The organism is Ekhidna sp. (genome assembly GCF_040223195.1).
GTDB lineage: Bacteria > Bacteroidota > Bacteroidia > Cytophagales > Cyclobacteriaceae > Ekhidna.
Genome location: NZ_JAVKDX010000010.1, coordinates 1 through 23,573 on the forward strand (window position 1 = coordinate 1; position 23,573 = coordinate 23,573).

Genomic DNA, 23,573 nt, shown 5'->3' on the forward strand with positions numbered 1-23,573 from the left:
TTTTCCTGTCAGGTATTTCCAGTCATCAGGATTGGTATCAGGAGGGAAGGTTCCTGCCCAGATGATCATCTTTTGGAATGGGATTTTGGCATGAGCTGCATACCTGCCCATGGTAGCTGTGCCCTGGGAAAACCCAAAGTAAATCAGTTGTTTATCCGAAATATCCCCGACTTCTTTTAGCATTCCATCTATGTATGAATACTGATTTTCTATTTCAGTTAATCGATCTTCTTTGGTCATCCAGCTCGCTCCTACACGTCCGGTCACCCCATCCAGGTAGTACTTTGACAGACCTTGTGGAGCGATGATGAAGTTTTTTTCAGGGTCAAGCCCATCAAATTTTTTAATAAAATATTCAGCCAATTGTCCGTACCCATGAAAAACGAGCCAAACCTTTTCGGTCTTTTCAGTCAAATCGTTCAGTGTATGATAAGACGCCTTTACGGATATATCGATGTGATGCTGCTTGCTCATCCCGCCACTGCCTGCATCATCAATCCACATAAGTAGGCTCCATAGGTACCCAGCACATATCCCAGCACTGCCATCAAAACACCCACGGGCGCTAGTGACGGATGAAACTCCGAGGCAATGATTGGTGCTGAAGCAGCTCCACCCACATTGGCTGTGCTACCAACGGCTATGAAAAAATATGGAGCTTTAATTAGCTTGGCTACAATTGCTAACAGTAGCACATGAAATAGAATCCACGTGATTCCAAGGAAAAAATATCCTGGATTTGAAAATATGGCAAGTATGTCCATGTTCATCCCAATAGTTGCAATAAGGATGTAAATGAACGCCCGCCCTATTCTCGATGCACCCACACCTTCCAGTTCCCGAGCTTTTGTGAAAGAAAGAATCACCCCAAGTGTAGTTGCAATGACTACAAGCCAGAAGAATCCGGATGTTAGACTGTACTGTTCCAATGCAGGAAATTGCTCCAGGTAAGGGACGATCATATCTGAGCAGAAGTGGGCAAATCCTGTGCAGGCGAAACCAATCATTAACACCTTCATCAGGTCTGTTAGGTTTGGGATTCGGGCGACACTGGCTTGATAATCCTCCATTTTTGTCTTCAAAGACTCAATGGCAGAGGAATCCGCCTTTAGCTTTCGGTCAATAAGTTTGGTGACTGCCACCCCGGCAATTAATATACCTAACCAGGCATTTCCTACAATGATATCCACTGTCACCATAGTGGAAAATAGCTCATCACTCACTTCAAAGACCTCCTTCATGGTAGCCTGATTGGCACCTCCACCAATCCATGATCCGGCAATGGTGGTCATGCCACGCCATACTTCATTGGGCGCCACACCACCCACCAAATCAGGAGCTATTTGCGAAAAAATAAGGATTGTGAGGGGTCCACCTATCATGATGCCAACGGTTCCCGTCAGAAACATGATCACCGCTTTTGATCCCAGTTTGGCAATTTCTTTGAGGTCAACACTTATAGTAAGTAGGACCAAACTAGCAGGTAATAAATACCTGGAAGAGACAAAGTAAAGGTTGGATTTTGATGGGTCGATCAGGCCTATGGCTTTCATTAAGGATGGAAGAAAATAGCATACAAGTAATGCAGGAACGTATGTGTAGAGTTTTTTCCAAAAAGGATGATCCAGCGATGAGGTGTAGAAAACCGCTCCCAACATTAGCATTAACATGCCGAAAATCACGGCATCATTTGTGATTAAAGGTTGATCCATGTTGCTTTAATTTGGCTTCAAGGATAAGCATTATCCTTGAGCTTAACCATGATTCATTTATTTTTGAAGAAATTCATTGAAAATGGGAAAAGGAGATAAAAAAACCAGAAAAGGCAAGATTTCTAAAGGTACTTATGGAGTCACCAGACCCAGAGGCACAAATAAGAAATTGGCGGATCGACCAGCCAAAAGGTTACCTAAAAAGAAATAGTCAATGAGGTATGTATGGCTAGTCTGTGCTGTATTAGTATTCAATACTGCTGCTGCTCAAAGGACGTATGTGGGGATTAAGGCAGGAGGCCAGGCTTCTACGGCATTCATTGAGCATACAATTTTCAACATCAACATGACCACCTCCTTTTTACCCGGGTTAAATGGGGGTGTTTTTGTGAAGTTTCTTCCAGAGCCCGGCAAGTCCTTTTTGAATTCCGGGTTTCAGTTTGGTGTTAATTACGTTCAAAAGGGATGGAGGCAAACGTTCCTTACCAGTCAGCCTACTTACACCGCAAGGATGAATTACATCGAAATACCATTGGAGGGTTTTGGATACTTTGGAGGTAAGAATAAATACTTCATTTCCGGAGGATTTTACACGGAGTTTTTGGTAAGCACAGATTTGGATCAGGATCCCGGAACAAATAACCTGGGAGGAGCAGACTTCTATACCTATGATTCTGACAGGGATAGGAAGGTAGGTTATGGGGCGAGATTAGGGGGAGGAATTTTTCGTGATTTGTCAATTGGCACTTTTGAATTGGAAGGTTTTTTTAGCTACAGTTTCAGTAATTTTATTGACCCTGGAGATTTGACAACTGAGACCCCCGATCTCTCCAATCATTGGATGGCAGGCTTCACCGTGGGGTATATGATTTCAATTGGAGGAACTAAAAATGATGAATAGAAAGAAGCTTAACGCACTCAAATATATGAATGTGCTGGTCTTGCCGCTGCTGGCGTGGATCAGCTTTAATTCACGTGGCTGGCTTACGTATCTGCCTTTGATTGAGTCTTTTGCCATTATTCCCCTTCTGGAACTGGCCTATACACCTGATGCCAGAAATCTTACTCCCGAAAAAGAGGAATTGCGAAAGGATGATCCAATCTATGACTGGCAGCTATATATCATGGTGCCAATCCAGTTTTTTCTCCTAGGCGTATTTCTGTTTTCCATGACAGAGACCAACCTGACCCTGGTAGATAAAATTGGTCGAATATCCGGAATGGGATTGATGTGTGGGGTCATTGGGATCAATGTAGCGCATGAGTTGGGACACAGGAAAAAATGGCATGAGCAGCTCATGGCTAAAGCATTGTTGCTTACATCTCTTTACATGCACTTTTTCATCGAGCACAACCGGGGACATCATAAGAATGTAAGTACGAAAGAAGATCCATCCTCTGCCAGGTATGGTGAGATGTTATATTCATTCTGGGTTCGTTCGGTAGTTTTTGCCTATTTATCTGCGTGGAAGCTGGAAAGCAAGAGATTAAGAAAATTGGGTAAATCACCATTTTCCGTTCATAATGAGATGCTCCGATTTCAGATCATTCAGATAGTATTCACGCTTGCGATCGGACTCACATTTGGCTGGATAGTGATGGGCTATTTCATCATTGCTGCCGTGATAGGCTTCCTGCTGTTAGAAACGGTTAATTACATTGAGCACTATGGCTTGGAGAGAGACAAGAAGGGGGATGTGTATGAGCGGGTAATGCCTTATCATTCGTGGAATTCGGATCATAAACTGGGGAGAATTATTTTATTTGAGCTTTCCAGGCATTCAGACCATCATTATATAGCCAGTAGAAAATATCAAATCCTCCGTCACATTGATGATAGTCCGCAAATGCCAACGGGATATCCCGGCATGATGATTCTGGCAACCATCCCACCCATTTGGTTTTCCATAATGAATCCAAGGATCAGGAAGATGAAGGAAGTAGAAATAGGGAAGGCGGCATAAGCCTAATCCCTTTCATCCATTGGAATCAGGTGCTGATCAGCAATTGATCTAAGAAAATTCTTGTTAGAATTAATACTGGGATCTTTGTAGATATAAGCTGACAAATCAGCGATAACACCTGGCTTGTAGCCTAGATTCATCGCCAGTTTTTCACAAAACCTGATCTCATTAGAGTGCACCTTTCCATCCGCTTTCATCATTCGGATGATGTTAAACAAGTAATTGAACTTCTCGTCTGGCGGAAGGTCTTTAAGGTTAGGAATAGGCCGTGGTTTATTGACCAACTCAGCGGTTTTCTCCTCAGAGATCCCAAGCCCATCAGCAATGAACATGATTAACCTGTATTCTTCTTCAGCCACTACATTATCGGCTTTGGACAGGTGAGCCAAAATACTTATTTGTTCTTCGTGCGATAACATGACGGAAATTTAAGTTAAAAACCTTAATAGGTATATGCCTTTGAGTGCCGGTTATAAAAAAAACAACAATTTTAAAGATCGCTTGTTTTTTAAAATGAAATGCAATTAGCTTAGCAATTCTAATGATGACAGTAAAAACATATTGGTGGTGGCATATCGACAATCCTGATTGTTGACGAGCCACTGCTGTGTTTAAAAATATATAAACCCTGACAGTTATCGTCAGGGTTTTTTTTGTTTATGGCCATGAGTAAAATATGTATTAAGACACGGGAACGGACGATTTTGGCGGATACAATCACGCCGGTTAGCATCTATTTGAAGCTACGGGACAGGTTTGCCAATTCATTTTTGTTGGAGAGTTCAGACTATCACGGAGGAGAGAATAGCTTCTCCTACATCTGCTGTTCTCCGCTGGCTTATATCAAAGCGAACGGGGAATCAATGGAGCAGAAATTTCCGGGAGAAACGGCTAGGAAGTACCCATTGAAAAATTTAGACAGGGAAATTGAACGTTTCACCTCTTCATTTGAGTCGGAAAAATCAGAAGGATTTATCAGGTCAGGGCTTTTTGGCTACTTCAGCTATGATGCCAAAGCTGAGTTTGGAGATTTGATCCTCAAGAATAAAGACAAGACGATTCCACTTGCCCAATATCACTTGTTTCAGTTCATTATAGCATTGGATCATTTCAAGAATGAGTGTCACATCATAGAGGCATACGTGGATGAACCGGATGATCCATTATTTGAAGAGGTTACCTCGCTCATTCAGCAACGCAATATTCCGGGATACCCTTTTAAAACCACTGGTGAAAAAACGTGCAACAAAACAGACGAAGAATACCTTGAGATGGTGAAGAAAGGTATACATCACTGCCATGTCGGAGATGTATTCCAGGTGGTGCTATCCCGAAATTTCCAAATCACGTTTCAAGGCGATGATTTTCAAGTGTACAGGGCATTAAGATCTGTGAATCCATCACCGTATCTATTTTATTTTGATTATGGCAGCTTTCGCATTTTTGGATCTTCTCCAGAAGCCCAGATCGTATTGAAAAACGGGAAAGCAGAGATTCATCCGATAGCCGGAACATTTCGTCGCACAGGTAATGATAAAGCAGACTCAGAGCTGGCGGCCAAACTGATGGAAGATCCCAAAGAGGATTCAGAGCATGTGATGTTGGTGGATTTAGCAAGGAATGATCTAAGCAGAAGTTGTGATAATGTGAAGGTGGAAACATATAAAGAGGTGCAATACTACTCACATGTGATTCACCTTGTTTCTAAAGTCACAGGGCAGGTAAAGAAGGGCTCTTCTTTCATGGATATTGTGGCTGAAACTTTTCCCGCAGGCACGCTCTCCGGGGCGCCTAAAATCAGAGCGATGGAAATTATCGAGGAAAATGAGAGAACACCTCGTGGATTCTACGGTGGAGCGGTAGGTTTTATGGACTTTGAAGGCAACTTCAACCACGCTATTATGATCCGTAGCTTTCAAAGTAAAAACAATGTTCTGAAGTTTCAAGCCGGCGCAGGGGTGGTAGCACAGTCTAAACCAGAAAACGAACTTCAGGAAGTATTTAATAAAGTGAGTGCATTAGAGCACGCAATAAGGGAGGCAGAAGGATTATGAAAAGGATACTTGTAATTGATAATTATGATTCTTTCACCTATAACCTGGTGCATATCCTTCGGGAGTTCGGAGTAGAAGACGCGATGCGAGTAGTTAGGAACGATGGGTTTGAATTAGATGAAGTTGAAGCGTTTGATTTTATCCTACTTTCTCCGGGTCCTGGACTTCCAAAGGATGCAGGCTTAATGCCTCAGGTAATAGAGCGATACACGCCTACAAAAAATATTCTTGGCGTATGCTTAGGCCATCAGGGGATAGCTGAGGTGTTTGGGGCAAAGTTGCTAAACCTTCCACATGTTTTTCATGGCATGGTCACACCGATTGAGATTATTGGTGAAGATGAGCTATTTAACGGTTTGCCCTCAAAGTTTAATGTGTGCCGGTATCATTCATGGGTAATTGAAAAAGGAAGTTTGCCTGAATCCTTTGAGGTAACAAGCGTAGCAGAGAATGGAAACATTATGTCAATAAAGCACCGAGAATTCAATGTTAGAGGAGTTCAGTTTCATCCGGAATCGATCATGACTGAGCACGGAAAACAGCTGATGAAAAACTGGTTAGAGCTATGAAGGAAATTTTAGATAGACTGATAAATAACCAGACGCTCTCGCGAGAGGAGGCTAAAGAGGTATTAACCGGGCTTGCAACGGGCCAATACAACAACAGTCAAATTGCGTCTTTTCTGACCGTCTACCTGATGCGAGCCATTCGGGTTCAGGAGCTAGAAGGCTTTAGGGACGCCATGCTGGAGCTATGTAATCCAGTAAACCTGGAGGGTTATAATACGATCGATGTTTGTGGAACAGGTGGCGATGGAAAAAACACCTTTAATATCTCAACGATATCCTCATTTGTTGTAGCTGGAGCCGGAGTGTATGTCGCTAAACATGGAAATTATGGGGTTTCATCAGTTAGCGGTTCGTCCAATGTGCTGGAATACCTGGGTGTAAAATTTTCAGGAGATGCCGACAAGATGAAGCGTTCAATTGATGCTTCCGGGATCTGTTTTATGCATGCGCCATTGTTTCATCCTGCCATGAAAAACGTGGCGCCAATTCGTAAAGAACTGGGAGTGAAAACGTTCTTCAATATGCTGGGACCAATGGTAAACCCGGCGTTTCCACCCAATCAATTGGTTGGTGTTTTTAGCCTGGAGTTGGCTCGTCTATATGGCTACCTGTATCAAAATACGGACAAACATTTTTCAATCGTCCATTCTTTGGATGGATATGATGAAGTGTCACTAACCAGTGACTTCAAGTTGATTTCAAATCGATCTGAGGAGCTTGTCTCTCCGAATAATATAGGGTTTGACCTGTTGGTTCAAGAAGAACTTCACGGAGGAGAGATCATTAAAGAAGCGGCAGACATTTTCAATAAAATCCTGGGAGGTGAGGGGACTGAAGCTCAAAATCATGCGGTTCTTGCTAATGCGGGTTTGGCCATAGCCACAACGAACCAAACTCCCATACTGGAGGGTATCGAGGAGGCCAGGGAATCGCTAAATAGTGGTAAAGCACTTCAATCATTTAAGAACTTTTTAAGCATCAATAATTAATGGACATCTTATCAGAAATAGTAGCCAACAAGCGAAAGGAAGTTGCATCCTGTAAAGAGCTTTATCCAACCAAACTACTCGAGAAAAGCATCTTCTTTGAGGGGCAACCGGTTTCATTGAAGAAATATCTGAAACGCGAAGACAAGTCTGGGGTTATCGCTGAGATTAAGCGAAAATCGCCCTCTAAAGGTGAGATGAATAAGCATGTATCAGTGGAGAGAACATCAATAGGATATATGCAGGCGGGAGCATCCGGACTATCTGTTTTGACAGACAAGAAGTATTTCGGAGGCGATCCGGAAGATCTGAAAGTGGCTCGTTCCTTTAATTTCTGTCCCATTCTTCGTAAAGATTTTATGATCGATGAATATCAAGTCATCGAAGCGAAATCATTAGGTGCGGATGTAATCCTTTTGATAGCAGCAGTATTGAATAAAAGTGAAATTGAAAAGTTAGGTTCACTCGCTCAGAGTTTAGGTATGGAAGTGCTGCTGGAGGTGCATAATCAGGGCGAGCTTGAAGGGAGTATTACTGATAAAGTGGATCTAATAGGAGTCAATAATAGAAACCTGAAAACATTTGAAACTGATGTGCGGGTATCAAGGGATTTAGCCTCAATGATTCCTTCGGATTTTGTTAAGGTCTCGGAAAGTGGAATCGCTAATCCTGCTACAATAAAGGATCTAAAAATGTATGGTTACCAGGGGTTTTTAATTGGAGAGACATTTATGCAAATCAGCCGGCCGGAAAAAGCAGCTAAGGAGTTTATTAGAAGTTTAAATCAACTCACCCCTAACCCCTCTCTTCCAAGAGAGGGGAATAATTAAGAATTATAACAAATCTGATGCTTATGAAATATTCGCAGACATTAGAGTATGCAAGATCCCTACGAAAGAATCAAACACCCGCTGAGAAGATTTTTTGGGCGAATGTTAGAAATCGGAAGTTCATGGGATTAAAGTTCAACCGCCAATTCATAATCGAGCATGAGGATAGGTCCTATTTCATTGCTGATTTCTACTGTCATGAACATAAACTAATCGTTGAGATCGATGGAGGAATTCATACACAGCAAGTAGAGTATGATAAAATCAGAGAGGACATTCTTTTTGATTTAGGTTATCAAGTGCTTCGTTTTAAAAATGAAGAAATCCTAAATGATTGGATGAGCGTGGATGAAAGACTTGTGGCTCAACTCACCCCTAACCCCTCTCTTGAAAGAGAGGGGAAAGAATTCGAAGAATTCAGGGGAGAGTTAAAAAACCTAAAACTAAAAGTATGTGGCATGCGGGACCCTGATAATATCAGGGGGTTAATAGATATCAAGCCGGATTTTATAGGATTTATATTTTATCCTAAATCCCCCAGGTATGTAGATGATATGGATGATGATTTTATTATGCGAATTCCAATAAGCATTCATAAAGTGGGCGTATTTGTCAATGAATCCTTAAATCGAATCGTAGAGCTATCCAATCGATATGGTCTGGAGTACATACAGTTGCATGGAGATGAGGATTTAGCATTTGCAAAAAAGCTGAAGGAGAAAGGGCTGAAAATCATCAAGGTGTTCCGGGTAATGGATACGATTCCTTTCGTTGCAAAGCAATACCAGGGTATAGCTGATTATTTCCTATTTGATACGGCTTCCATGAACTACGGAGGATCGGGTCGTCATTTTGATTGGAACATTCTAAAGAACTATAATCTGGAAACACCCTTTCTACTAAGTGGGGGCGTGCAACTGGAAGATATTGATAAGATCAAAGCTATGGAGGTGAAGCAACTAGTGGGAATTGATGTGAACAGCCGATTTGAACTAGAGCCTGCGAAGAAGAATCTGGATATGTTAAGAGAACTGAAATCTGTTTTATGAGAAAGTTTGACGTAGACGAAAGAGGGTACTATGGAAAATTTGGTGGGGCATATATACCTGAAATGCTCTATCCAAACGTGGAGGAGTTAAGGCAGAAATATTTGGACATCATTGATTCAAAAGACTTTAAAAATGAGTTTGACTATTTACTAAAGACATATGTTGGGCGACCAACGCCACTCTTTTTTGCCTCGCGATTGTCTGAGAAATACAAGACAAAAATCTATCTAAAGCGAGAGGACCTTTGCCATACCGGAGCGCACAAAGTGAATAATACAATTGGTCAAATATTGCTGGCAAAACGATTGGGTAAATCAAAGATTATTGCTGAGACTGGAGCTGGCCAGCATGGAGTGGCAACAGCTACCGTTTGTGCGCTGATGGGAATGGAATGTGTTGTATACATGGGAGAGATCGATATGGCCAGACAAAAGCCCAATGTGGAACGGATGAAGATTCTGGGTGGTGAAGTTCGGCCTGCCACATCCGGTAGCAAAACACTGAAAGACGCGACCAATGAAGCGATGCGTCACTGGATCAATAATCCCAATGACACGCACTATATTATTGGTTCCGTAGTTGGACCTCATCCATACCCTGACATGGTTGCAAGGTTCCAATCTGTGATCAGCATGGAGATACAGCAGCAGTTGCAGGAGGTTGAAGGTAAAAACGCTCCTAATCATGTGATTGCTTGTGTAGGTGGAGGTAGTAATGCTGCCGGGGCTTTCTATCACTTTCTGGATGATGAATCAGTCAATTTGATTGCTGCTGAAGCAGCAGGACTGGGAGTTACCTCCGGAAAGTCGGCTGCTACAACAACACTCGGTAAATCGGGTGTGCTTCATGGGAGCAAGACAATGCTCATGCAAACAGAGGATGGGCAGGTAGTAGAGCCATACAGTATTTCTGCAGGGTTGGATTATCCTGGCATTGGACCCATTCACGCGCATCTTTTCGACGCTGGTCGAGCTGAATTTTACAGCATTACTGACGAAGAAGCGATGATTGCGGGAGTGGAATTGAGCAAGCTCGAAGGAATCATTCCGGCCATTGAATCTGCACATGCGCTGGCTGTTTTTGGAAACAGGCAATTTGGTAAGGACGAAGTGGTGGTTGTGAATTTGTCTGGCAGGGGAGATAAGGATTTAGAGACTTACATCAAATGGGGGAAGTACTAGAATGAGTAATCAATTAGTCATGAATCGAATTGATCAGGCATTTCAGGAGAAACCAAATATTCTGAATGTCTATTTCACAGCAGGGTTTCCAAACCTTGATGACACGCTACATATTGCCAAATCGCTGGAAGAGGCCGGTGCTGACATGCTGGAAATCGGTATGCCTTTTTCCGACCCGGTTGCTGATGGAACCACTATTCAAAACAGCTCTCAGAAGGCCCTCGAAAATGGAATGACGATCAAGTTACTTTTAGAGCAGTTGAGTTCTTTACGAGAACACGTTTCGATTCCGGTATTACTTATGGGGTATGTCAATCCAATCTTACAGTATGGGATGGAGCGATTTTGTGATGCCTGTGCCGAGACGGGTGTTGATGGAGTTATTATTCCTGATTTACCAATGCAAGAATATCTGGAGCTCTACAGGGATCAATTTCAGGCAAAAGGAATTCATAACATATTTCTCATTAGCCCAAATACCTCAGAGGAACGAATCAAACAGATTGATGAATACTCCGGAGGCTTTATATATGTGGTGTCATCATCCAGTATAACGGGAGCCAAGCAAGGTTTACAGGCAGGACAACTGGCATACTATCAGCGAATCAAATCAATGAAGTTAAAAAACCCACAATTGATCGGGTTTGGCATTTCTGACAAGGAGACATTTGAGACAGCTTGTGAGTATGCCAACGGGGCAATTATTGGCAGTGCCTTCATCAAGCAGCTAAATGAGGATTCATCAAAAAAAGCAATAACTGGTTTTGTTAAAAATATAAAAATGTAAAACAATTCCCCCTTTGAAGGCGATCCGACGTTTCGGGGGTGAGATGGCAGAGGGCGATAGGAGGGAGATGTTTAATGGGCTGACTGATAAAATATATGATCATACAATTAGAAAAAGGAGTAAATGGAGAAGTGCTGAATTCTGTGGAAAGAGAACTTCATGTATTGAAATACAAAACCACGCATGTGCAAACACAGTACGGGAGTTACTTAATTGGAACAGGTAAAAAGCAGTTTGATATTCGAAAAATCGGCCACCTCAAGGGTATTAAAGATATCCATGTAGTTTCTGATGACTACAAACTGGTTTCCACTAAATGGAAGGTGAATCCCACCATCATTGATCTGGGTGATAATGTGAAAATTGGCGGAGGGCATTTTTCATTGATGGCCGGACCTTGCAGTATTGAGGGAGAAGAGAACATAAAGGATACTATCAACTTTCTCAAAACGAATGATATCAGGATTATGCGGGGGGGAGTGTATAAGCCAAGAAGTTCACCCTATTCCTTCCGAGGTTTAGGGATAGAAGGGCTTAAGATGTGGCATAAGCTGGCTCGGGAAAATGGAATTAAAATCATTTCTGAAGTCATGCAGGTATCTCAAATCGAAGAGATGCACGACTATGTAGATATTTTTCAGGTTGGCGCCCGAAATACACAGAATTACAACCTGCTTGATGAGCTGGGAAAAGTGGATAAGCCCGTGCTGCTGAAACGAGGCATCTCCGGCACAATTGATGAACTTCTTCATAGTGCGGAGTATATTTTTTCCGGAGGAAATGAGCGCTTACTCCTTTGCGAGCGAGGCATCAGAACCTACGAAAAAGCTTCTCGAAACACCTTCGATATCAATGCCATTCCGATTCTGAAAGAGAAATCACATCTTCCTGTAATAGCGGATCCATCACACGGAATTGGTATCCGGGATCATGTAGGGCCTTTGGCGATGGCTGCCACAGTGGCTGGGGCCGATGGTGTGATCTTTGAGACACACTGCAGACCGGAGGAGGCCTTCTCGGATGGACAGCAAACGCTGGATTACAATGAAGCATCCAGTTTGATAGAAAAATTAAGAATATTAAGTAGTATGATAGCCAATTAAGTATGAGACAGATTTACGAAAACTACACGACGGAAGACTTTGAGGTTTGGAAGATCTTATTTGATCGCCAAATGAAACAATTTCCCACTCATGCTTGTGAAGCCTATCGTGAAGGATTGAAGATTGCCAAATTTGAATCCGGTATTATCCCTGACTTTAAGGAAACGAATCAGATCCTGAGGGAAACGACTGGTTGGCAGTTGGCTGTAGTTCCGGGTATTGTGCCCGATTATACTTTTTTTGAACTGATGGCCAATCGTCGCTTTCCTGCCACTACCTGGCTGAGGAAAATGAAAGAATTGGATTATCTGGAAGAACCGGACATGTTTCACGATGTGTTTGCTCATGTTCCGCTCTTGACCAATCAGCATTTTGTGAATTTTTTGGAAGAGTTGAGTAAGATCGGTTTGGAATATGTTGGAAATGACTATGCCATTCAGCTCTTGTCACGTGTTTACTGGTTTACAGTGGAGTTTGGTTTGATTCAGGATCCAGCTGGTTTAAGGATATATGGAGCCGGGATACTCTCTTCTGCCGGTGAAACCAAGTTCTCACTAAGTGAGGAGCCGCCTAAGCATGCTTTTAGTATCGATCACATGCTGGATACGGCCTACCGAAAAGATGTATTTCAAACCGAGTATTTCATCACGGAATCTTACGAGCAGCTGTACAATTCCATACCAGAGATTAGGGAGCTGATGGCTGAAAAGCTGAAGGTGGTTGCTTAATGGATGTGGATAAATAGGTGGAAAACTGCGGTAAAACTTGTTGAAAATTAGATAGTTACATTCTTTGGAGATGTAAAATTATAGTCTACTTTAGTATCATCAAACAAGGGATAGGAAACTGAAACCGAAGGTTTTCAACCTGACAAAGGGAAGTTGATTTTAAGTTTGGCTTGGGTCAACGAAGTTTGAAAGGTTGCCGAGGAAAAGCGGTCGCAGGGGCAACCCTCGAAGGCGCATCCGAAGGGAGTCCGAACAGTAGTTTGAAGTATTGCAGTTGCTACGGCAGTTGCAGTATTAAAAGGGTGAAGATCAATTTGATTCTTCGCCCTTTTTGCTTTTATACACTTCCGTATTTCTTCTGATTTATTAAATCATTCAAATCCCTATCTTTAGGGTGAACAAAATCGCCTAACTACATGGATAAATTTGACGTTTGCGTGATCGGCGCAGGCCCTGCTGGATATGCCGCTGCAATGCGTGCCTTAGATTTCGGAAAAAAAGTAGCCTTAATTGAGAAAAATAAACTTGGAGGGGCTGGCATCCACCAGGGAGCGCTTTGGAGCAAAACCTGGTGGGAGATTTCCAGGGAGGCCAGGCTAGTAAATACGCTTGGGAGGAGACTTAACCTTGATTCCTCCGGATTCGTATTTCAAAAAGTAAAAGCTGAAGTAGAAAAAGCTGTTGAGCAGCGGGTAGACCTACTCTATCACCATCTTGAAAATATCAATCTGGGTCTTGGAGAAGAGCTGTTCCAATTTATTAAAGGTACTGCGAAGGTTGTCGGGAAAAATGATATTGAGATTCAGAGTAATGGATCTACGCAAACAATTCAGGCCGATTATATAGTGCTTGCCACGGGAAGTGTGCCTCGAAAATTGCCCCATTTACCTATCGATGAAGAGATTGTATTTACCAGCGACGGGCTTGGAAATCTGGATCATTTCCCCAAGTCCATTGTGATTGTGGGTGCCGGGGTTATTGGATGTGAGTTTGCCACCATCTATTCAAATTTTGGGAATACCAAAGTACACCTGATTGATAAAGGCGACCGTATTCTTCCATTCGAAGATGAGGATGTGGTAAAAATCATTGAAAAGAATCTGGAGGAAAAAGGTGTGTTGATACACCGAAATTCAAAGCTTATCAATATGAAGGTGGAGGATGATGAGGTGAGGTATGAATTGGAATATGATGATGGGGCAAAGGAAAGTTTCCGTGTAGAAAAAGCATTGATTTCTATCGGTAGGATTCCTCAGTATGATAATTTATTTGATGACAGTATAGGTGTGGAATTGGATGAGAGGGGAATTAAGGATGATCTCACGCAAACTTCAGTGTCCAATATTTATGCGGTTGGGGATATTACTGCAGACATCTCACTGGTGAATGTGGGAGAGCTGGAAGGTAGGTATGCGGTTGAGCGAATATTCGGTAAACCACAGCAACCGTTGATTTATAAAAATATTTCCACAATCATGTTTCTTGACCCGGAGATCGCTGGCGTAGGTATGAATGAAATCCAGGCAAAAGCAGCCGGGCTTGATTATCGGATAGTAAGCTTAAATTATGAGACCATCACCAGGGCTACTGCCATGAGGAATACCCAGGGGTTCATCAAAGTGCTGGTGACCGATGATGAAGACATGAATATTTTGGGAATGCGCGTAATAGGAGAGCATGCTTCCAGTGCTATCCAGGCAGTGGCGCTATTGATTTCCCAGGATAGAAGTATTAAGGAGCTTGCTGAGCTTATCCATCCTCACCCATCCATTATTGAAGGCATTCAGGAGTGTGGAAGGATTTTGATGGGCAAACCACTATTAAAGCCACGAGTACTCAGAAACTCTATCAGGTGTCAGGTTTGGAATGGTGAAATATATCAGGATTTGGTGAAGTGATAGTCAGGCTTCTTAAACTATCTTCACATTTGTGCATATAGTTTTAATCGTTCTAAGTACTGCTTTCATCTTATCTTCAGTTGCCACCCTCTCAAAAAGGGAGGAGTGGTGGATTAGGGCATTTGATTTTCCATATGTTCATTTCACCATCCTAGGCCTTATCTGCCTGCTGGCCTGGCTGAAGTTTCTTCCCTCCGGTGTTTTTGAGACCTCTATCTTCATTTTGGTAGTGGGCTTTGTGATTTACAGAATTGGGGTGATACTTCCATATACGCCCCTCAAACGCCTGGCCATTCCGAGTAGCGAGCCATCTGTTGAAACTATCAAAATCCTTTCGGCGAATGTGCTAATGTCAAATGCAGATTATGATGGACTGGTAAAATTGGTAAAGCAAGAGCAGCCAGATATTTTGCTGCTCGTAGAGGCCGATGAGAAATGGACAATTGCTCTCAAGGATGCTTTCACGGAGCATTTCCCTTTTCAGATTCTTCACCCATTGGACAATACCTATGGAATGACCTTTTATTCAAGGCTTCCCATTAAGGAATCGGAAATCCGTTTTTTGATAGAAGAAAATGTCCCATCTGTTCATACAAAAATTCAGTATCCATCCGGGGATTGGGTTCAATTTTATGGGTTGCATCCAAAGCCACCCGCACCAGGGGAAAATTTAGAGTCTACCCCGCGAGATGCCGAATTGGTAGTTGTTGGCAGGATGGCGAGGGAGTCTGAGCTTCCCGTGATCGTGGCTGGCGATATGAATGATGTAGCATGGTCACATACCACTCGCCTGTTTATGCGAATCAGTGGACTGCTGGATCCCAGGATGGGGCGTGGCTTTTACAATACTTTCCATGCTGAAAAACCACTTCTCAGATGGCCTCTTGATCATATTTTCCTATCACATCATTTTAGGATTGCCAGTTTGAAACGAAAGAACAGCTTCGGTTCAGATCATTTTCCGATAGCGATTGAGGTTTCACTAAATCCTTCCATCCATGCAAAAGCCTCCAGAGAACTGGCCAATGGTGAGGATCTAGATGAGGCGCAAGCGAAATTAGATAAGCATTTAGATAGCACTATTAATAGATGAGTTTATCTCTTTTTAAGAAAACTTAATATTGAAATTTAGAGATATAGTTGATTTTGAGTATTTTACACAATATAAATCACCTCAGCTATGTTTTCATTCACATCCCCTCACCAGGGTGTAGTGGCCTCTTTCAAAATTGGATTGTTGGCCATTTCACCAAAAAAATCATTCAACGCATTTTTGTTTACCCTCATTTTTTCATTTACCAGTCATGCGCAGGTTTTGATCAATGAAGTAGTTACCGATCCACAAGTGGATTGGAGTACCAATGCTTTTGATGGATCGGACGGGTTAGGAATTATTGATTCCAATGACGAATGGATCGAACTCTACGTGACAGCCAATGGAGTAGATCTGACCGGCTGGACCATTGAATTGAATGATGGAACTAACACATCAGGAACACTTGCAGCTGGTGGTGCCTTTACAATCTCCAATTACATATCTGGGACTGGGGGATTATTCACCGATACGGATGCCGGAGACTACCTCGTGATTGGTCAGCCTACCTCAGGCTCGATGGATGCAACCATTACAGTCATCTTGCGGGACAATACTTCTGCTATTGTAGATCAGGTCATAATTGCGGCTGGTTCAGGTACCTTTTTTACCGGGGCTTCCACAGGCATTACAGATGAGTCCGTATGCAGGATTCCAAACGGACAGGATACAGATATTGAAATAGATGACTTTGTCTTAACCCAATCAACAATGGGGGCAAATAATTCTCCAACCGGGGTGGTACTGGTTAATGAAGTGGTGACCGATCCGCAGCAGGACTGGAGCACCAATGGATTTGATGGAAGTGATGGAGGAGGAACAATAAATGGTGACGATGACTGGGTAGAACTATACATTGGTAGCTCTGGACTTAATCTCACCAAGTGGATAATTGAACTTAATGATGGAACTGACGAGTCTGGTTTGCTTACAGCGGGTGGTGCATTCCAGATAGTAAACTATTTTTCTCAAACAGGGGGGACTTTTACAGATACTGATGCTGGTGACTATCTGGTTTTAGGTGAAATGACAAGTGGAGCCATGAATCAATCGGTTACCGTTGTTCTGAGAGATGCTTATTCCAACGTGGTAGATCAGGTGGAGATAGCTTCCGGTAGTGGCACGATGTTTACCGGAGATGCGAATGACATCAATGACGAATCCGTGTGCCGAATCCCCAATGGACAAGATACGGATGTAGAAGCAAATGATTTTGTGCAAACCAGGGCCACACTTGGTGCGAATAATTCTCCTCAGGGAATTGTCTTAATCAATGAAGTGGTAACCGATCCTCAGCAAGACTGGAGTGCCAGTGGATTCACAGATCCTGCATCAGGGGGCACAGCCGGAAGTAATGACGAGTGGATCGAGCTTTATATCGGGACATCAGGACTCAATCTCATCAAATGGAATATTGCGGTAATCGATGGTACCGATTTTAGTGGCGATCTCACCAGTTCCGGTGCTTTTACAGAGATAAATTATGTAGGAGCAGGGAGTTTTAACAATACGGTAGCGGGAGATTACCTGATACTCGGAAACCCGATAAGTACGGAGCAAATCAATGATGACGTCTATATCACCCTTACAGATCCATACGGCGTGTTGGTGGATGATGTGGAGATTGGTGATGATGAAGAAGGGGATGGCGCGGGTGATGGTGCTGCAGATGGTTCGGTAACAGGAGGGCTGGCAAGTAGCATAGCCGATGAAGCCATATTCCGTGTGCCATTGGCTGAAGATACAGACGATGATGTGGCCGATTTCAGAAAAGGGCTGGCTTCCTTAGGAGCCGAAAACGGAATTGTCTATGTAGATGCATCAGCACCTGATGACACTGGCTTTGGCAGGCAGTCCGATCCAAAACAGCTCATTCAATCCGGATTGGATATTGCGGTTGAAGATGGAAGAGTGATGGTGGCAGCAGGTACTTATAGTGAGAATATTTTGATAACCAACCCAGTATCCCTGGAGGGGGCCAATGCGGGAATTGATGGAAATGGTACGCGTGGAGCAGAGTCTATAATTGAACCACTGGCTCAGTCAGATGCACTGGAAATTGATGCTGATAGTGTAACAATCGATGGCTTTCAGATTGGTATAGCGAATGTTGATGCTGGCATTTATTCTACGTCCGATAGTTATCTGACCGTACAAAATAATGTGATCAATGCGGATTCTGTGGGGATTGCATTTGTGGCCGGATCAAGCGGAACTTACAATATTACAAGCAATCTGATCACTACATCAGACTTTACGACGGCCTCATCAAACCTTACTTCGGCAGTTACGCTTGCAGGACTTAATGTGGATGCAGACGTAAATCTCAATGACAATGATTATTCTGGAAGTGCACTTGGGATATTCATATTTGATTGCCTGAGTACCAACGTTCTGAGCATCACCAATGATACTACAGTAAATTCTATTCGCGGTATTACTGTATTTAGCTCCAATGGAATTACTAGAGCTTCAAGTTCCATCACAGTAGATGGTTTTTCTGCTTCAAACTTCGCTGAGCCACCGGGGGGCATATTCAACTTCCCTGAAGCTGGTATTTATTTTTTTACAGATGGGGCAAGCACCAATAGCCATTTGATTACCGCCACAATAACTAATTCAAATTTTGAAGGAGTTGAGAATACTACCTCTGATTATTCAGGGATTATTTGCGGAGACTTTTCAGGGACAAATTATACAGAGTATCTTCAAGATATTACAATCTTAAATTGTCAGTTTACTGATAATGAAAACAGGGGCTTTTTTGCGAGGGGACAGAATACACGAGCGATTATTCAGCAATCCTCTTTTACGAGAAATGGTTTTGATCCTACAGCAACAGGCGGCAATCCTGGATTTAGCATTATAGCCAGAAACAATGCAGAAATCACAGTTTCAAATAGTACAATAATCAATGCAGCAACACTGGCTGGAGCGGAGGATATTCCAGGAAACTATTATACATCAGGCTTGCACATTTCTGCAGGAGGAAGTCTCACAGTTTCGGGGAGCAATCTGGATCAAAATGGCAATGGCTTCATTGCCCAAACCTCCGGCATTGATCTTTCCGGAAACCATTTTAATACAACCGATGAAGCTATTATTCAATCTTTGGTGGGGACAGGGAATGACTTTACTCCTTGGATTAACTCTGGAACTGATACAGACCTTATTACACCAGGCTTTCAGGCTGATTTTGATGCATTGACTGTTGGGACCCTTAGTGCTCAAACGGCAGGAGATCGTATTCAGGAAGCACATGACCTGCTAAATGCGGGCGGAATAATCACCATTCTTCAAGATGATTATGCTGAGACATTGACGGTAGGAAAGGATATCTCAATTGATCCTGAGGCGGGTACTACCATTGATGATGTGACCCTTGATGGAGGCCGTTTGAATGTATTGGCTGATCTGGAAATCAATAATCTCCTGACACTCACAAATGGTATCCTGGATATCGACCTGGATGACGGAGAGAAGAGTGACGACCCGGTTTTGATTTTGAACAGTGCAGTTGCTGGCTCATTTGATGATGCCAATCATATAGAAGGAATTGCACAAGCTGCCATTGGAGCAGCTAGCACGTTTGATTTTCCGGTAGGTGATGCAGACTCCTATCGTCCGGTGGCACTCACACCCACCAATGCAGCCACATTTAATGTCTCACATATAGAGGCAGCAGCACCTAGTGGTGGTGGTGTTAGCAATCCTAATATTACAGATCTAATAACCGACGCAAGCACTGCACCTGCTGGATTTGTTGAAAGTGTATTGAATTTTCGCTACTGGACCATAAATGCATCTGGCACTCCCGGGACTACAGATGTTACTTTGCAAATCCCTGGAGGTGACAATGCATCCGATCCGGCTTTTCTGGGAATGACTCGCTTTGATGGGAGTGATTGGGTGCTGATGTCAATGTTGTCTCCGGCTACTGGATCAGATCCATTTCTTATCACTGCCCAAACTACCGATTTTAGTGACTTTTCTATTTATTCAACTGATGTTGATGCCAATCCTCTTCCGGTAGAACTTATAGACTTTACGGGACGAATAGAGGGCAGGGATGTGCGGTTGTCCTGGGCTACTTTGTCGGAGATCAACTCGGATTATTTTCTGGTGGAAAGAAGCGAAGACGGGAAAACATTTAAAGCTATTGGCAGTGTGTCTTCCCATGGTAATACTAATGTGAGACATGATTATACTTATTTGGATATGAATGCAGGGGAGAGGGCCTACTACTATCGACTGAAAATGATCGACTTTGATGGGTACTTTGAATACTCACCTACTATTCAGATTATACCTGACCTTTCCAATGTAAAGGTACTGGTATATCCAAACCCATCTTCGGGTTTCATTCAAATCCATGGCATTTCGGCTGCAACAATTAGGGGCATTTATTTTTATGATCTGAATGGAAAGCTCCATAAACATCTCGATTCCATTACTAACTCAAACGTCAACCTAAGTGACCTCCAAAGTGGACATTACCTACTTAGAATGGAAATGATTGATGGAAGTGTGTTTGAAGGGGAAGTGATAAGGGAGTAGTTAAATACTCTCAACGAATTCACGAAACACCTCTTTATGCTTCTCCATATCCATGGTGGGAGATAGAGCCACCCGAGCGATGTAATCCTTATCGCTCTCCTTGGTTGTGCCTTGTGTTGATGTAGCGGGGATCGTCCAGTAGCATCCTTTCAGCTGTCCATAGCTCACGCAGTATTTACTGTCGTTGGGGATTTCGCTGATCATCATGGTGATCAGCCTATTGTTTAGCTCTCGCTTATAAGACTCTTTTTCCTCTTCGGAATTCCCCTTAGTTGGAAGATCTAGGGAGAAAACAGATGGGGTAAATCCTTCTTCGGCTAATTCCTCTGAGACAAAATTGATTTTTGCTGTGGGTAAGGTTTCTTTGATGAAGTTGACAAACTCTCGCGTGTTTTTATATGCATCGCGGATGCGCTGATTCATAGATGGCAATTGCTCTGCCAAAATTTCAAGCTGAAGATCAGTAGCTTCATTATCGCAAAGCTTCAAATGTTTCTTGATCTTTCCCATCACAGCCACAGCTTTCTGATTGGCCACACAGTAGCCTGCGGTGCATTTTCCTCCGCTCGGAAATTTCGAACCACTGACATATGAAATAGACCGGATTTCTGACAACATTCCACCCTCGGCGAGGAATTGCACATTGGGGCAAAAGGTTTGGTCCAGTATGAATACAGGGTCAATGGCGGTAGCTCCACTTCTGGTTTTGCGAATTTTGCTGAGTGCTGCTTTCAACTGTTGCAAGTCTGGAACCTCCACCCTGGGGTTGGTTGGAATCTCAACAATAAGCAAGGGAATAGCATCTTCTAGTGCTGCTTCTTCGAGTACCGCGTCAATGCTTTGAACCATATTGTTATCCCTGTCAACTAGCAAATCCACTATTTCAACTTCGTCTATGCATGTGGCTACTCGCCGGGCCTGATCGTTGGTTCCCCCGTAGCAGTTTGGAGGAACTACAATTTTGATCTTCTTTCCTTTGTGATTCTCCATCGCATCATCAATAAGCCCCATCGTGATGGCGTACTGAATGGATAGTCCGCTGGAGCCGACTAGCGCATTCAAATCAGCACCGGTAATTCTATTAATAGACTTTTGAACAAGTGCTCTATTGGCTTCAGCACCGTTTTTAGCACCTTCATCTATAGATTTTCCAAGAAGAAGTTTCAATGCAGAAAAGCAGTTGGCAGGTGTCATGGCAATGGTTTCCCTTCTCCTCACATGCTGGATTTCAGAGATATATCTTTTATTCTGCTCACCATTTACCAACAAGATACTCCCAAGATCCACATGGGTTTGAATCAGAAAATCAACAGTTGTTGGTAGCTCGATGGAACTCAACTCTTTCTGCTCGGTGATATAAACAGTACTGCCATTGAATTCATGAATTCGATCCACATTTTCTACCTCAAGCATTTCAAACGAGTATCCGTACACTCGCTTTATTTCATCCGCGTCGAATCCCCCTGGGAGTTTACCAGAGTAGGCAACAAGGGTACTTTTTCTTTCAAATAGATTCTTTCTTAAAATAGCCAGGACTGGCATTGTTCTGGACGAAAAACTGATAACGCTATCGGGACTCAGGTCATTCAAATGGGCGATGGCCCACTCCAGCACGGATGATAGGGGATGGCCCAGCCGGATGTAGTCGAAGGCAGTTGGTAATTCACTGAGTGCTGATGTTTCGGAGTTATTGGCATTGAACAGCTTTTCAAACTCCTCCAGAAATTCTGTTTTAGCCAGACTTTCCTGGTAGATATCCAAACGGTGGGTGGTCAGATTCAACCAATCAGACGGTATATTTTGCAGGACATTCCCAATGTAATCAAGCACCTTATTTTCTTTCATAATCTCCAATTTGGCAGGCCGTTTATTTTCTTCCGCAAAACTATATCGCAAAGAGATGAAGTGCTATTTGTATAAAATCCTTCTGACATTTTTACAATCTGTTTGATTGCTAATTCAAGATGCTCCTAAATAGTTCGGGTGGCAGTGATGGAATAAAATCTAAATCCCAATTCAATCGTTTGAACCCACTTTTTCTCCACGCTAATCACTACTTTTGCCGTGAAAAATTTAATCCCAATCCTTAAACAAAATAGATCATGAAGGTAACTGTAGTGGGCGCTGGAGCCGTAGGTGCAAGTTGTGCCGAATACATCGCAATCAAAGATTTCGCAGCAGAAGTTGTACTCATTGATATCAAAGAGGGCTTTGCCGAAGGTAAGGCTATGGATCTGATGCAAACTGCGTCGCTCAATGGGTTTGATACCAAGATCACTGGTACTACCAACGACTATGCTAAAACTGCTGGTAGTCATGTAGCGGTGATTACTTCAGGTATCCCACGAAAACCTGGTATGACTCGTGAAGAGTTGATTTCTACTAATGCCGGTATCGTGAAGTCTGTTGCTGAAAATCTGATCAAATATTCTCCGGAAGTAATCATCATCGTGGTGTCTAACCCGATGGATACGATGACCTATCTTGCTCACAAGGCACTGGGCTTACCCAAGCACAGGATCATTGGGATGGGAGGAGCGCTGGATTCAGCTCGATTCAAATACAGGCTTTCAGAGGCTTTGGATTGCCCCGCATCAGATGTAGATGGTATGGTAATCGGTGGGCACAGTGATACGGGTATGATCCCATTGACTCGATTGGCGACAAGAAATAGTGTTCCTGTTTCTAAGTTTTTGAGCGAGGATAAATTGAACTATGTGCTGGAAGAAACCAAAGTTGGTGGTGCAACACTCACCAAACTTCTGGGTACTTCCGCATGGTATGCACCAGGAGCAGCTGTATCAGCCATGGTGCAGGCAATCGCTTGCGACACGAAGAAAATGTTTCCATGCTCATGCATGCTGGATGGTGAGTATGGATTGAGCGATATTTCCATAGGCGTTCCAGCTATTATAGGAAGAAAAGGAGTGGAGCAGATCGTGGAGATTGAGTTGGATGACTCAGAGAAGGCTAAATTGGAAGAAAGTGCCGATGGTGTGAGAAAGACCAACGGTGTTCTTTCAGAGATGAACATTATTTAAAAAATATTTAGCAGATTAGTA

The 23,573-nt window shown here is 43.0% G+C and carries 20 protein-coding genes; 16 read left to right on the forward strand and 4 right to left on the reverse strand.

Features of this window, described 5'->3' with window-relative positions; translation table 11 throughout:
* Both RLN88_RS03970 and RLN88_RS03975 read right to left on the reverse strand, forming a co-directional pair.
* Positions 1-504: alpha/beta hydrolase (locus RLN88_RS03970; RefSeq protein WP_350220086.1), on the reverse strand; the 504-nt coding region annotated here is incomplete at its 3' end.
* Positions 471-1,712: a DUF819 family protein gene (locus RLN88_RS03975; protein ID WP_350220087.1), complete on the reverse strand. Its 1,242-nt coding sequence runs from the start codon at positions 1,710-1,712 to the stop codon at positions 471-473. The genes RLN88_RS03970 and RLN88_RS03975, both read right to left, overlap by 34 nt.
* An 82-nt stretch (positions 1,713-1,794) precedes the next feature.
* Here RLN88_RS03975 and RLN88_RS03980 point away from each other — a divergent pair, with 82 nt between their 5' ends.
* The 3 genes from RLN88_RS03980 to RLN88_RS03990 are packed head-to-tail and all read left to right on the forward strand — an operon-like array spanning position 1,795 to position 3,676.
* Positions 1,795-1,923 (forward strand): 30S ribosomal protein THX, encoded by a 129-nt coding sequence (locus RLN88_RS03980; RefSeq protein WP_350220088.1) that lies wholly within the window; start codon positions 1,795-1,797, stop codon positions 1,921-1,923.
* 3 nt (positions 1,924-1,926) lie between these two features.
* On the forward strand, positions 1,927-2,613 hold the full coding sequence (locus tag RLN88_RS03985) for a porin family protein (protein ID WP_350220089.1): 687 nt from the start codon (positions 1,927-1,929) through the stop codon (positions 2,611-2,613).
* Positions 2,603-3,676: an alkane 1-monooxygenase gene (locus RLN88_RS03990; protein ID WP_350220090.1), complete on the forward strand. Its 1,074-nt coding sequence runs from the start codon at positions 2,603-2,605 to the stop codon at positions 3,674-3,676. Before RLN88_RS03985 ends, RLN88_RS03990 begins: the two co-directional genes overlap by 11 nt.
* 2 nt (positions 3,677-3,678) lie before the next feature.
* Here RLN88_RS03990 and RLN88_RS03995 read toward each other — a convergent pair whose 3' ends face one another.
* Positions 3,679-4,095, reverse strand: coding sequence for a tellurite resistance TerB family protein (locus RLN88_RS03995; protein ID WP_350220091.1), 417 nt, complete (start codon positions 4,093-4,095; stop codon positions 3,679-3,681).
* A 246-nt stretch (positions 4,096-4,341) separates the two neighbouring features.
* Between RLN88_RS03995 and RLN88_RS04000 the strand changes: the two genes are divergently transcribed.
* The 12 genes from RLN88_RS04000 to RLN88_RS04055 all read left to right on the forward strand — a co-directional run bounded on the left by RLN88_RS04000 (position 4,342) and on the right by RLN88_RS04055 (position 20,511).
* Entirely contained in the window at positions 4,342-5,730 is a 1,389-nt protein-coding gene (locus tag RLN88_RS04000; RefSeq protein WP_350220092.1) for an anthranilate synthase component I family protein, read from the forward strand.
* Positions 5,727-6,299: an anthranilate synthase component II gene (locus tag RLN88_RS04005; protein ID WP_350220093.1), complete on the forward strand. Its 573-nt coding sequence runs from the start codon at positions 5,727-5,729 to the stop codon at positions 6,297-6,299. Before RLN88_RS04000 ends, RLN88_RS04005 begins: the two co-directional genes overlap by 4 nt.
* Entirely contained in the window at positions 6,296-7,288 is a 993-nt protein-coding gene (gene trpD / locus RLN88_RS04010) for an anthranilate phosphoribosyltransferase (RefSeq protein ID WP_350220094.1), read from the forward strand. The genes RLN88_RS04005 and trpD overlap by 4 nt, the downstream gene beginning before the upstream one ends.
* Positions 7,288-8,115, forward strand: coding sequence for an indole-3-glycerol phosphate synthase TrpC (gene trpC / locus RLN88_RS04015; RefSeq protein WP_350220095.1), 828 nt, complete (start codon positions 7,288-7,290; stop codon positions 8,113-8,115). Before trpD ends, trpC begins: the two co-directional genes overlap by 1 nt.
* A 23-nt stretch (positions 8,116-8,138) precedes the next feature.
* Positions 8,139-9,164: a phosphoribosylanthranilate isomerase gene (gene trpF, locus RLN88_RS04020; protein WP_350220096.1), complete on the forward strand. Its 1,026-nt coding sequence runs from the start codon at positions 8,139-8,141 to the stop codon at positions 9,162-9,164.
* Positions 9,161-10,345, forward strand: coding sequence for a tryptophan synthase subunit beta (trpB, locus tag RLN88_RS04025; RefSeq protein ID WP_350220097.1), 1,185 nt, complete (start codon positions 9,161-9,163; stop codon positions 10,343-10,345). Before trpF ends, trpB begins: the two co-directional genes overlap by 4 nt.
* A 19-nt stretch (positions 10,346-10,364) precedes the next feature.
* Positions 10,365-11,132 carry a tryptophan synthase subunit alpha gene (gene trpA / locus RLN88_RS04030; RefSeq protein ID WP_350220098.1) on the forward strand — a complete coding sequence of 256 codons (768 nt, stop codon included), beginning with the start codon at positions 10,365-10,367 and terminating at the stop codon, positions 11,130-11,132.
* Positions 11,133-11,227: 95 nt separating this feature from the next.
* A complete protein-coding gene (locus RLN88_RS04035; RefSeq protein ID WP_350220099.1) occupies positions 11,228-12,235 on the forward strand; it encodes a bifunctional 3-deoxy-7-phosphoheptulonate synthase/chorismate mutase in 1,008 nt (335 codons plus the stop codon).
* A 2-nt stretch (positions 12,236-12,237) separates the two neighbouring features.
* Positions 12,238-12,963 carry a phenylalanine 4-monooxygenase gene (locus RLN88_RS04040; protein WP_350220100.1) on the forward strand — a complete coding sequence of 242 codons (726 nt, stop codon included), beginning with the start codon at positions 12,238-12,240 and terminating at the stop codon, positions 12,961-12,963.
* A 416-nt stretch (positions 12,964-13,379) separates the two neighbouring features.
* Positions 13,380-14,861 (forward strand): dihydrolipoyl dehydrogenase family protein, encoded by a 1,482-nt coding sequence (locus RLN88_RS04045; protein WP_350220101.1) that lies wholly within the window; start codon positions 13,380-13,382, stop codon positions 14,859-14,861.
* Positions 14,862-14,892: 31 nt separating this feature from the next.
* Positions 14,893-15,954 (forward strand): endonuclease/exonuclease/phosphatase family protein, encoded by a 1,062-nt coding sequence (locus RLN88_RS04050; protein WP_350220102.1) that lies wholly within the window; start codon positions 14,893-14,895, stop codon positions 15,952-15,954.
* Between the two features lie 87 nt (positions 15,955-16,041).
* A complete protein-coding gene (locus RLN88_RS04055) occupies positions 16,042-20,511 on the forward strand; it encodes a T9SS type A sorting domain-containing protein (protein ID WP_350220103.1) in 4,470 nt (1,489 codons plus the stop codon).
* Here the strand turns inward: RLN88_RS04055 and RLN88_RS04060 are convergent, their stop codons facing one another.
* Positions 20,512-22,356: a PLP-dependent transferase gene (locus RLN88_RS04060; RefSeq protein WP_350220104.1), complete on the reverse strand. Its 1,845-nt coding sequence runs from the start codon at positions 22,354-22,356 to the stop codon at positions 20,512-20,514.
* 257 nt (positions 22,357-22,613) lie between these two features.
* Between RLN88_RS04060 and mdh the strand changes: the two genes are divergently transcribed.
* Positions 22,614-23,552, forward strand: coding sequence for a malate dehydrogenase (gene mdh, locus RLN88_RS04065; RefSeq protein ID WP_350220105.1), 939 nt, complete (start codon positions 22,614-22,616; stop codon positions 23,550-23,552).
* Positions 23,553-23,573 lie beyond the last annotated feature (21 nt).